This is a genomic window from Curvivirga aplysinae, from assembly GCF_009711445.1.
GTDB classification, from domain to species: domain Bacteria; phylum Pseudomonadota; class Alphaproteobacteria; order UBA8366; family Aestuariispiraceae; genus Curvivirga; species Curvivirga aplysinae.
Map to the genome: position 1 here is coordinate 1 of NZ_SMMC01000115.1, position 12,297 is coordinate 12,297.

12 protein-coding genes are annotated in these 12,297 nt (G+C 41.7%); all 12 read left to right on the forward strand.

The genetic code is table 11. From position 1 onward, the window contains the following. Positions 1 to 412: DUF692 domain-containing protein (locus E1160_RS03110; RefSeq protein WP_155153536.1), on the forward strand; the 412-nt coding region annotated here is incomplete at its 5' end. Continuing rightward, entirely contained in the window at positions 381 to 1,157 is a 777-nt protein-coding gene (locus E1160_RS03115; protein WP_155153537.1) for an HvfC/BufC N-terminal domain-containing protein, read from the forward strand. The genes E1160_RS03110 and E1160_RS03115, both read left to right, overlap by 32 nt. 36 nt (positions 1,158 to 1,193) lie before the next feature. Then, a complete protein-coding gene (locus tag E1160_RS03120) occupies positions 1,194 to 1,664 on the forward strand; it encodes a DoxX family protein (protein ID WP_155153538.1) in 471 nt (156 codons plus the stop codon). 143 nt (positions 1,665 to 1,807) lie between these two features. Continuing rightward, on the forward strand, positions 1,808 to 2,488 hold the full coding sequence (locus tag E1160_RS03125; protein ID WP_155153539.1) for an ABC transporter ATP-binding protein: 681 nt from the start codon (positions 1,808 to 1,810) through the stop codon (positions 2,486 to 2,488). 43 nt (positions 2,489 to 2,531) lie between these two features. Next, positions 2,532 to 6,026: a DNA polymerase III subunit alpha gene (gene dnaE / locus E1160_RS03130; protein ID WP_155153540.1), complete on the forward strand. Its 3,495-nt coding sequence runs from the start codon at positions 2,532 to 2,534 to the stop codon at positions 6,024 to 6,026. Between the two features lie 223 nt (positions 6,027 to 6,249). After that, positions 6,250 to 7,029, forward strand: coding sequence for a 30S ribosomal protein S2 (gene rpsB / locus E1160_RS03135; RefSeq protein WP_155153541.1), 780 nt, complete (start codon positions 6,250 to 6,252; stop codon positions 7,027 to 7,029). Between the two features lie 136 nt (positions 7,030 to 7,165). Then, positions 7,166 to 8,086 (forward strand): translation elongation factor Ts, encoded by a 921-nt coding sequence (gene tsf / locus E1160_RS03140; RefSeq protein WP_155153542.1) that lies wholly within the window; start codon positions 7,166 to 7,168, stop codon positions 8,084 to 8,086. A gap of 167 nt (positions 8,087 to 8,253) precedes the next feature. Beyond that, positions 8,254 to 8,985: a UMP kinase gene (gene pyrH / locus E1160_RS03145; protein ID WP_155153543.1), complete on the forward strand. Its 732-nt coding sequence runs from the start codon at positions 8,254 to 8,256 to the stop codon at positions 8,983 to 8,985. Between the two features lie 91 nt (positions 8,986 to 9,076). Further along, on the forward strand, positions 9,077 to 9,631 hold the full coding sequence (gene frr / locus E1160_RS03150) for a ribosome recycling factor (RefSeq protein ID WP_155153544.1): 555 nt from the start codon (positions 9,077 to 9,079) through the stop codon (positions 9,629 to 9,631). 25 nt (positions 9,632 to 9,656) lie between these two features. After that, the gene (locus E1160_RS03155; RefSeq protein ID WP_155153545.1) at positions 9,657 to 10,385 is read left to right on the forward strand and encodes an isoprenyl transferase; all 729 of its coding nucleotides are present in this window, start codon (positions 9,657 to 9,659) and stop codon (positions 10,383 to 10,385) included. Next, on the forward strand, positions 10,360 to 11,172 hold the full coding sequence (locus E1160_RS03160) for a phosphatidate cytidylyltransferase (protein ID WP_155153546.1): 813 nt from the start codon (positions 10,360 to 10,362) through the stop codon (positions 11,170 to 11,172). Before E1160_RS03155 ends, E1160_RS03160 begins: the two co-directional genes overlap by 26 nt. Before the next feature lie 17 nt (positions 11,173 to 11,189). Beyond that, positions 11,190 to 12,297, forward strand: a 1,108-nt coding sequence (gene dxr, locus E1160_RS03165; protein ID WP_155153547.1) for a 1-deoxy-D-xylulose-5-phosphate reductoisomerase, incomplete at its 3' end; no start/stop codon positions are given.

The following is a 12,297-nucleotide window of genomic DNA, read 5'->3' on the forward strand; positions in this document are numbered from 1 at the left end:
ATCAACAAATAGTGATGAAATTTCTGAACCTGAATTTCTGAATGCGTTAGCTAAAGAAACGGGATGTGGAATTTTGTTAGATGTGAATAATATATATGTATCGGCTCAAAATACAGGATCATCAATTGAAGAATACTTAGAGACTATTAGCTTTTCTAACGTCCAAGAGATTCATGTTGCTGGTCATAGTCCTGAAATCATTAATGGAGAGACTATTTTAATTGATACGCATGGTGATGTAGTTTGCGATGCGGTTTGGGACATTTTGAAAAATGTTATCTCTAAATCGGGTGTTATTCCTGTATTGATGGAATGGGATACTGATATCCCAGCCGTTGATAGTTTATTGGAAGAGGCGCAAAAAGCTCAAAAGATATTGGATGAATATGGAGCTTTGTCAGATGTTGCATGAGTTTCAATCAGGTTTCAAAACGGCGATTCTAGAAAATCAACCTACTTCAATGTCTGAGTTTCTTCAAGACGAGTCACATTTGGCGCGTATGTCCATTTATAGAAACAATATCTTTGTTTCACTCATGAATGTATTAATCGCAGCCTTTCCAAAGACGTCAACACTTGTAGGCGCAGATAATTTTCAAGTCCTTGCAAAGAAGTTTGTTGAAAAACGCCCGCCTGATGAGGCGCAACTTTCTGAATATGGCTCAAAGTTTCCAGATTTTTTAACTTCGTGGGAGCAAGTGGTTGCGGATATTCCCTATTTACCGGATTTAGCACGTTTGGACTGGGGATGTCAGGAAGCATATTTTGCACAAAATTATGATCCAATAGACCCCTCCTTGTTTGCACAAATGTCGCCAGAAGATCTTTTTGATACTAAATTAGATATTAGTCCTTCTGTGAGATTGTTAAAAAGCGACTATCCAGTCACACATTTTTATGAAATGGATGATTTTGGAATTGAACAGTTATCACCTGAAACTGAATACATAATGGTAAACAGACTTGGTGAGACGGAGCAAATTATGACAGATCGGTTAAGTGAGGCCGATTATCATTTTCTTGAAAAATTGAAAGCGGGTTTTAGTTTGGGAGATACATTCCTTGATATTGTCGAGGAAGATCCACTTTTCGATTTACAGGCTTCATTAACGCAGTTTCTTCACAAATCTGTGTTTATGAAATTAGGGGATAAGTAAGGTAAAATAAGCTTGAATAGAATAGGAGCCTCGTTTATGAGCGGGAATATCATTGAATTAATAAAAGAGCCTACCATGAAAATCAGACAGCTTTTAAGTTGTTATGGTAGCCCCTTAATCGACTTAGTTATTCGCCTTTGGATTGCGCGTATTTTCTTTAATTCTGGTCTGACAAAGATAAACGATTGGGAAAATACAGTTTTCCTATTTGAGTTTGAATATGCTGTGCCAATTCTTCCTCCGGAAATTGCCGCGTTTTTCGCAACTGTTTTTGAATTGGGTATGCCTATTTTACTTGTTTTAGGCTTGTTTACGCGCCTTTCCGCAATTCCTTTGTTGGCAATGTCTCTGGTCATTCAGTTTGTATTAGGGGCCAATAACGCTGCCTATGACAATATCGAGCATTACTATTGGATGATCCTATTGCTTGTTATCATTATTAAAGGTCCAGGAATGATTTCTTTAGATCGACTGATTTGTAAGAAATTTTGTGGTGGTGAAAAATAATAGACGTCAAGCGATATGATCGGTTGAAAGCCGTTAGGCAAATGCATAAACTCTCCCGCAAACGGGGTTAGTTAGAAAAAGCTGTCAAACTCTGGCAGCTTTTTTTAATCGTTTGAAATAAAGTTTTTAAATAGGGTTTGAGAATGTCAGAGAAAAATGTTTTGGAACTGCAACAAGTTGTGCGACATTACAATACGGGTGATGGTGATAAGCTTGAAGTTCTAAAGGATATCAATCTCACGGTTGGGAGGGGGGAACTTGTTGCACTCGTCGCCCCAAGTGGGACTGGTAAATCAACCCTATTACATGTTGCTGGGCTTTTAGAGCGTCCTGATGGTGGGAATGTTCTTTTAAATGGTATTAACTGTAACAATCTGAATGATAGAAAACGTACATTATTGCGTCGTTCTGACGTCGGATTCGTTTATCAATTTCATCATCTTTTACCCGAATTTACGGCTATGGAAAATGTGGTAATGCCGCAACTAATTGCAGGTATTTCCAAAAGCGAAGCCAAACGTAAAGCCTCAGAATTATTAGATAAAGTTGGACTTTCAAGTCGAGTTGATCATAGGCCTGCTAAATTGTCGGGTGGTGAACAGCAACGTGTTGCAATCGCACGTGCAATTGCAAATTCTCCATCCTTGTTATTGGCAGATGAGCCAACAGGCAATCTCGACCCTGAAACGGCAGATATCGTCTTTAATTTGTTTATTGGTTTGGTACGTGATCAGGGCCTTTCGGCTTTGATTGCAACTCATAACCATGAACTTGCTCAACGCATGGACCGGATGATGGTTCTGGGTAACGGTAAGATTAATTAATCAAAAACTGACTTTTTCTATTTAACGTGATATCAAATTAAATATGAGCTGCGCTGACTTCGTACATCTTCGTTTACATTCTGCCTATTCATTGGCGGAAGGGGCTATTCGCGTCAAAGATCTTGTGTCCATGGCTGCTGATGCCAATATGCCGGCTGTGGCGATTACCGATACAAATAATGTATTTGGTAGTTTGGAATTTTCCCAAGCAGCCACTGGCAAAGGTGTACAACCTATTATTGGTGCACAGATTGGTCTACGTCGACCTGTCCTTGAACCTCAGAAAAATCCTATTACGCCTCCGCCGGATCAATTAGTTCTCCTAGCCCAGAATTATGATGGTTATATGAATTTGATGGATCTGTTAAGTCGTGCCTTTATGACGACTGATGGTGGTGAGGACCCACAAATCAGATGGGAAGATATTGAGGAAATTAATGCAGGTCTGATTTGTTTAACAGGTGGATTGCATGGTCCGATTGGGCGTTTATTAAATGAAGAGCAAGATGATGCAGCGAAAGATAATTTGGCTCGGTTGTTTGGTATCTTCGGTGATCGTCTATATATGGAAATTCAGCGACATGGTTTAGTTGCTGAAGATGTTATCGAAGATAAATTGATCGATTTCGCTTATGAAATGGATATACCACTTGTCGCGACAAATGAATGTTATTATGCAAAAGCGGATATGTATGAAGCACATGACGCGCTAATTTGTATTGCGGCTGGTGCTTATGTGATGGAAACGGACCGTCGCCGTCTCACAGATCAGCATTATTTCAAATCTGCAGCAGAAATGCGTGAATTATTTGCCGATTTGCCTGAAGCTATCGATAACACAATGGTTATTGCAAAACGTTGTGCAATTTGCGTAGAAGGTATTGATCCGCTTTTACCCCAATATACTAAACTTGATGGCCGTACTTCAGAGGAAGCTTTACGCGATTTATCCCGTGATGGACTTCAGGTGCGTTTGGATAATGAAGTCTTCAAAGAGGGAATGACAGAAGCGGAGAGAGAAGAAACCGCCAAAGAATATTGGGATCGTCTAGAATTTGAATTGAGTATTATCAATCAGATGGGTTTCCCTGGATATTTCCTGATTGTTGCGGACTTTATTCAATGGGCGAAAGATCATGATATTCCTGTAGGGCCGGGCCGTGGTTCCGGGGCGGGTTCCGTTGTCGCCTGGGCTTTGACGGTCACAGATCTTGATCCGTTACGTTATAGTTTGCTTTTTGAACGTTTCTTGAACCCTGAACGTGTATCCATGCCCGATTTCGATATTGACTTTTGTCAGGATCGCCGAGAAGAGGTGATCCAATATGTACAAAAAGAATATGGTCGTGATCGTGTGGCACAGATTATTACCTTTGGTAAGCTGCAAGCGAAAGCGGTAGTACGTGATGTTGGTCGTGTGTTACAAATGCCTTATGGTCAAGTAGACCGAATTTCCAAACTTATTCCTGCTAACCCCGCTAATCCCATGTCTTTACCTGAGGCTTTGGAATCGGAAGAGGCTCTTCGTAATGAAAGAGATAGTGATCCTGCAGTTGAAAGATTGCTAGAAATAGGTATTCAGCTTGAAGGTCTTTATCGTCATGCCTCAACACATGCAGCAGGTGTTGTTATCGGTGATAGACCTTTGCATGAATTGGTTGCGCTTTATCGCGACCCGCGTTCCGATATGCCTGTTACTCAATTCAATATGAAATTTGTAGAACAAGCAGGCCTTGTGAAATTCGACTTTTTGGGGTTGAAAACACTCACAGTTATTTCCACGGCAATCAAGCTCATTGAGAAAAACCCGTGTGGTGTCGGAACTATCGATATTTCAAAGATATCACTTGAAGACCCTATAACTTACGACATGTTATGTCGCGCTGATTCTACGGGGGTATTCCAGCTAGAGAGTAGCGGTATGCGGAGCGTACTTCGCGATCTAAAGCCAGATAGATTAGAAGATTTAATCGCTGTTGTGGCTCTTTATCGTCCGGGGCCTATGGAGAATATTCCCACTTACATTGAGCGAAAACATGGTCGTGAAGTTCCTGTCTACCCACATGAGAAACTTGAGCCCGTTCTAGAAGAAACCTTTGGTATTCCAATCTATCAGGAACAAGTGATGCAGATGGCACAGGTGTTGGCGGGCTATACCCTTGGTGGTGCGGACTTATTACGTCGTGCGATGGGTAAAAAAATCCAGGCAGAGATGGACAAACAACGCCAAATTTTTGTGGAAGGTTCAAAAGAAAATTCTGACGTTGAGGCTGATCAAGCTAATAAAATCTTTGATATGATTAACGCGTTTGCGGGATATGGTTTCAATAAATCACATGCTGCTGCTTATGCGCTTGTGGCCTATCAAACAGCTTGGCTAAAAGCGAATTATCAGGTTGAGTTTCTTGCTGCTTCTATGACGCTTGATAAAACCAATACAGATAAGTTGGCGATCTTTAAGGCTGAGTTAGAGACGCAAAAGATTGATATTTTGCCTCCTGACGTAAATATGTCTGAGGTTGATTTTTCTGTTGAATATAATGAAGAAGGGGCGGGCTCTCTTCGTTATGCACTTGCAGCAATTAAGTCGGTTGGTGAAGCAGCTATGGAAGCCCTTGTTAGTGAACGAAAGGCCAATGGTAAATTCAAGAATTTATATGATTTTGTTGAGCGCGTTGATTACAAATCAATCAACAAACGTGTAATGGAAAATTTAACAAAATCAGGTGCTTTTGATAGTTTAGCTAACAATCGACGTGAGGTATTTGATAGCATTGAGATACTCACGCGTCATGGCCAATCTGTTCAGGAAGAGAAGGCGTCAGACCAAGTTAGTCTTTTTGGTGGCGGTGGTGTAGAAACTGAAAAACCACGTATGAAACGCGTGCCAGAATGGAATACAACGGAAAAGCTTGAAAACGAACGCACTGCAATTGGGTTTTATCTCTCGGATCATCCATTAAATGCTTATAAAGAGCTTTGTGGTAAGCTTGGCGTTGTGAAATGGACAGATGTACAGGCAGGTAATATCCGTATTTCAAAAGGTGTTCGTCTAACAGGCATTGTGGGTGCGAAACGTATCATGACGACATCCAAAGGTTCGAAAATGGCCTTTGTTTCAGTATCTGATGCAAGCGGTTCTTATGAAGTCACACTTTTCCAGGAAGTTTTAATGGCATCTCGTGAGCTCTTGGATTCGGGCTCTCCGTTATTGTTCACTGTTGAGGTTCAGAAGCGAGGTGAGGGTGAAGACGCAGAACTGCGCCTGACCGCCCAAGGTGTCTCATCGTTAGAAGATGCAGCCGCTAATGCTGCGCGGGGCATGAAGATATTCATTATGGATGACAGCCCATTGGATAATCTAGCAAAAATCTTTGCGCAGCATGGCAAACCTGGAAGAGGGCGCGTAGAGTTTAATCTTATCTATCCAGACGGCCGTGAAATTGAAATGGAAGATACTAAGACATATCAAATTGACGGCAAATTTAGGCAGGCTGTAAAATCCGTTAGCGGTGTTACGGATGTACAGGATTTGTAATTATGTTATCTAGCTAAGAAATTGTAGAAAATATCCTCAAGCCCCTTGCAAAAGCGAACTAAAAGGCGTATAAGCCGCGCCATCACACACGCGAAACCTGCGGGTGTCCTTTTGTTGTGCCAATATAATTGGTGATATTGACAATAGGAATTACTCGATCCGGTGTCATTTAATTGATGCGAGTTTCGTGGAGGTTTAACCGGTAAAGACAAGGAAAAATATTATGTCCGCACCTACATTTACAATGCGTCAGCTTTTGGAAGCTGGTGTTCACTTCGGTCACAGCACACGTCGCTGGAACCCAAAAATGAAACCATTCTTGTTTGGCGCTCGCAACGGCGTTCACATCATCGATCTAGAACAAACAGTTCCATTGTTGAACCAAGCTCTTGAAGCTGTTCGCAATGTTGCTGCTGGTGGTGGTCGTGTTTTGTTCGTTGGTACTAAACGTCAAGCACAATCCATCATGGCTGATGCTGCTGGTCGTTGTGGTCAATACTACGTAAACCATCGTTGGTTGGGCGGTATGATGACAAACTGGAAAACTGTTTCCAATTCCATCAAACGCTTGAAAGACCTGGACGAAAAATTGGCTGATGACAGCTTGGTAATCACCAAGAAAGAACGTCTGACAATGGAACGTCAACGTAACAAACTTGAGCTGTCTTTGGGCGGTATTAAGGAAATGGGTAACTTGCCTGACATTTTGTTTGTTGTTGATACAAACAAAGAGCAAATTGCAATTCAAGAAGCGAACACATTGGGTATTCCAGTTGTAGCTATTCTTGATTCAAACTCTACACCTGAAGGTGTTGATTTCCCAATCCCAGGTAACGACGATGCGATGCGTGCAATCAACTTGTACTCTGACTTGATTGTTGGTTCTGTACTTGCTGGTTTGCAACAATCCATGACAGACGCTGGCGAAGACGTTGGTGAAGCTGTTGAGCCTGTTGCTGAAGAGCTACCTGCTGAAGAAGCTACAGAAGCTGCTGCTTCCTAATCGGATTTTTCCGAAATTAATGGCAGGGGCGGCATTTTAAATAAATGTCGCCCACTGTCATATTTATGAAATCAAGGACAGGTATTTCACGTCTTTGATTAAAAGTTACTACAGTAAAATCTAAAGGATTTTAAAAATGGCTATTACTGCTGCATTGGTTAAAGAGCTGCGCGACAAATCTGGCGCAGGTATGATGGACTGCAAAAAAGCTTTGTCTGAAACAAACGGCGACATCGACGCTGCTGTTGATTGGTTGCGCACAAAAGGTTTGTCCAAAGCTGCTAAAAAATCTGGTCGTGTTGCGGCTGAAGGTCTTGTTGCTGTTATTTCCGCAGGGACAAAAGGCGCTGTTGTAGAAATCAACGCTGAAACAGACTTCGTATCACGTAATGAAACATTCCAAGGTTTCGTTGAGGAAGTTGCGAAAATCGCTCTAGATAAAGATGCGGACCAAGATGCTATCATGGCTGCTGATTATCCAGGTGCTGGTCGTTCTGTTCAAGATCAATTGACAGACAATATCGCGACAATTGGTGAGAACCAATCTTTCCGTCGTGCCAAAGTATTGTCCGTTTCTAACGGTGTTGTTTCTTCTTATGTTCACTCTGCGTTGAAGCCAGGTTTAGGAAAAATCGGTGTGTTGGTTGCATTAGAGTCTGATGCTGATTCTGCTGTTCTAGAAGGCTTAGGTAAGCAGATCGCAATGCATGTTGCAGCTGCACGTCCTGATTTCTTAGGTAAAGACGATGTTGATCCTGAAGTTTTGGATCGTGAGCGTCAAGTTCAAATCGAAACAGCTCGTGAATCTGGTAAACCAGAAAACATCATTGAGAAAATGGTCGAAGGTCGTATCCGTAAATATTACGAAGAGATTTGCTTGGTTGAGCAAACATTCGTTATGGATACAGACAAAAAAGTTGGTCAAGTTGTTGCTGACGCTGCAAAAGATGCCGGTACAGACATTAAATTGACAGGCTTCGCTCGTTTTGAATTGGGCGATGGTATCGAAAAGAAAGAAGACGACTTCGCTGCTGAAGTTGCGGCAATGGCTGGCTAATTTACCCCTTGCGACTGGATTTGCAATAATTCCAAGTCTTGGGAATTGAGTACTAAAGACTAAAAAAGATTGTAAGCATTGCGGTCGCTACCTATAAAGGTAGCGGCCTTTTGTTTGCCCGATTGTAAGATTAATATGAGATTTTCCATTGTCAGGAGCGTAAAGACATGAGTAATGAGGCATCCGACCTAAAATACAAACGCGTTTTACTAAAAATTTCGGGGGAAGCCCTGATGGGAGGTCGCGATTTTGGTTTGGACCCTGAAACAATTAGTCGTGTCGCAGCAGAAGTGAAAGAAGCGCGCGATAAAGGGACTGAAATCTGTCTAGTGATTGGTGGTGGTAACATTTTCCGCGGTATTTCTGGTGCTGCACAAGGTATGGAACGTACAACTGCCGATTATATGGGGATGCTAGCGACAGTGATGAATGCCTTGGCGATGCAGGGTGCATTAGAAGAATTAGGCGTATATACGCGGGTTATGTCAGCAATCCCGATGCAAACAGTTTGTGAGCCATATATACGTCGTCGTGCTGTACGACATATGGAAAAGGGGCGGGTTGTCATCTTCGCTGCGGGTACTGGTAATCCGTTCTTTACAACTGATACAGCCGCAGCACTTCGTGCTTCCGAAATGGATTGCGATGCCATGATCAAAGGCACCAAAGTTGATGGCGTTTATGATAGTGATCCAGTTAAAAATCCAGATGCGAAACGATATGAGACATTGTCGTATCGTCGTGTCTTAACCGATGATCTAAAGGTTATGGATGCATCAGCGATCACGTTGAGCCGTGATAATCAAATTCCGATCCTTGTTTTCTCTATTCATAAGCAAGGTGAGTTCGCACGCGTAATGCAGGGTGATGGCACATTCACCGTTGTTGAAGGTGATTAAGAAGTTTCTTATTGAAAAAGCTGGTCCGAATCCGGTTAAAAGAATACAGAATATGTACGCCTTATTTTGAAGGGGCAGTAGGAGAGAACAGATGACTGTTGATGTAAATGATTTAAAACGCCGTATGGATGGCGCTGTGGAAGCTTTGAAAACTGAATTTGCAGGCCTACGTACAGGTCGTGCATCTGCAAACTTATTAGATCCAATTCAAGTTGATGCTTATGGTAGCATGATGCCTTTAAACCAATGTGCGGCAGTTTCTGTACCGGAAGCACGCATGCTTTCAGTGACAGTATGGGATGGTTCCGTTATCAAAGCTGTTGAGAAAGCTATTCGTGAATCAGATTTGGGGTTGAACCCTATGACTGAGGGCAATGTAATTCGTATTCCGATTCCGGAGTTGAACGAAGAACGTCGCGGTGAGTTGGTTAAAGTTGCTGGTAAATATGCTGAACAAGCACGTATTGCTATCCGCAATGTGCGTCGTGATGGTATGGACGAAGCTAAAAAAGCAGAAAAAGATGGTGATATTAGTGAAGATGACTCTCGCCGCCTGTCTGACCAAATTCAAAAAGTAACAGATGAACATGTGAAATCTGTTGATGATATGCTTGTAGCTAAAGAAAAAGACATTATGCAAATTTAATAATTTGTCTCCTTTAGGTTTGGTTATGTCGGATACTCAGCTTTCAAATTGTCCAACTCATGTGGCCATTATCATGGATGGTAATGGTCGATGGGCGAAAAAACGTGGCTTGCCTCGTGTTGCAGGGCACAAAAAAGGCGCAGAATCTGTACGGAAGGTTATCAAGGCTTCAGCAGAGCTTGGTGTTAAGTTCTTAACGCTCTATAGCTTTTCCTCTGAGAATTGGAAAAGACCTGAAGATGAAGTATCAGCCCTTATGGGGTTGCTAGGTAGATATCTGAAATCGGAGATCGTCGAGTTACATTCAAATAATATTCGTTTTCGTGTTATTGGTGATAGAGAACGTTTACCTGAGAATATTCAGCGATTAATTTCGGATTCAGAACGAATGACCGAACAGAATTCAGGAATGACATTAATTCTAGCTTTAAGTTATGGTGCACGTGCAGAAATAGCCGAGGCCGCGCGAAAGATTGCAAAATCAGCGAAGCTTGGATTGATTCAACCTGACGCAATTGATGAAGATGTGTTTGCAGCTCATCTATCTACTGCAGGGATTCCCGATCCAGACCTAGTTATTCGATCAAGTGGTGAGAAACGAATAAGTAATTTCTTACTATGGCAGCTAGCTTATTCTGAATTTTATTTTACTAATACTTTATGGCCTAATTTCGATAAGAAAGATCTTATTGAAGCATTTCAAGAATTTAACAAGAGAGATCGCAGATATGGAGCAATCGCCAGCGAGTCCTAATAATCGATGGGCGGATTTGCCGACACGTATTGTGTCTGCACTTGTTATCTTGCCAATTTCTCTCGCCTGTATATGGGTTGGGGGGGAAGTTTTTTTAATTTTTCTCACGGTTTTATCGTTATTTTGCGCATATGAATGGTGTCGAATTTCTGGTCTAGGTGTTTCTGTTCGGACAACATTTGTATTTTGGTTCGGTATCTTGTTAAGCTTCCTAACCTTTGAGAGTGAATATAGCTTCTTAGGATATATAGCTATCGCAGCATCTACTGCGATTGTATTAGCCGGAAATTGGGGGCGCGGTAAAGGGAATGCTGCTATGGCGGCCATGGGCGTACCATATTTGGTTCTTGCATTTATAACCTGCTTTATTCTTCGCGACTCCTATAACGGTGTTATGCATTTAGCATGGTTAGTAGGGATGGTTGTTGCAACAGATATTGGTGCTTATGCGTCAGGTCGAACATTCGGTGGCCCCAAAATTGCTCCAAAAATTAGCCCTAAAAAAACATGGGCAGGATTAATTGGTGGTATCGTTGCCTCTGTTATTGTTACTGTTTTCTTCCATGAAACTGACAATGCTTTTAGTAATGTGTTATATAGTTATGGTATCGCAGTTATAATCCCGATCGTGGCTCAATCAGGTGATTTTTTGGAATCCTGGATGAAACGTCGTGCGGATGTAAAAGATTCCAGTTCGCTTATTCCTGGTCATGGTGGATTTTTGGATCGTTTGGATGGCTTTTTAGCAGCATTACCAATTTTTACACTAATTAAATCTTTGATTTAGTTTGTTTAGGATTTCGCATGAAAAAATCTGTGTCCGTCCTTGGAGCAACTGGATCTGTTGGCACCAGTACAATGGATTTAGTTCGCCGCAATCGTAACCTTTATAAGGTCATTGCGCTAACTGCTAATTCTAATGTTGAAGACCTTATAAAGCTCGCTATTGAATTTTCCCCTGAATTCGTAGCATTAGGTGATGAAAGTAAATTTGGGTTATTAAAAGAGGCTCTTGCAGATACTGATGTAGAAGTCGCTGCGGGACGTGAATCAATTATCCAAGCTGCGAAGTTACAATCAGATTGGGTAATGTCTTCAATTATGGGATCTGCAGGGCTTGAACCAACTCTTTGTGCTATTCGAAGAGGCGCCCAAGTTGCATTTGCAAATAAAGAGACATTGGTATGCGCCGGCGATTTAATGATGAAAGAAGTTCATCGCGCGGATGCCAAATTGCTACCTGTAGATTCTGAACATAATGCAATTTATCAGGTGTTCGAAACTCATCAAAAACAGGCTATAGAAAAGATACATCTGACTGGGTCTGGAGGCCCTTTTAGAACTTGGCCTGCTGATGACATGAAGAATGCATCACCAAAACAGGCTGTAAATCATCCAAATTGGTCTATGGGGGCCAAGATTTCTGTGGATTCTGCCACTATGATGAATAAAGGGTTAGAGTTAATTGAGGCATGCTATTTGTTTGAGATGCCTGAAAGTAAAATCGATATTCTTGTGCATCCGCAATCTGTTATCCATTCCATGGTTGAATATAATGATGGCTCTGTTTTAGCCCAACTTGGATCGCCCGATATGCGCACACCTATTGCTTATTGCCTGTCATGGCCAAACCGTATGAATGCACCTGTTGAGCAGTTAGATTTTGTAAAACTATCTCGTCTTGATTTTGAGGCACCAGATTATAAAAAATTTCCTTCATTGCTTTTAGCTAGAGAGGCTGTGCGTGAAGGAAAGGGAGCTCCAACTATTTTAAGTGCAGCAAATGAGATTGCTGTCGATGCATTTTTAAAAGAACAGATAGGTTTCTTGGATATTGCTAAATTAGTTGAAGATGTTCTTGTTCGTTCCTCAAGATATGATTTAAACAGTATTGAGGAAGTGATCGATCTCG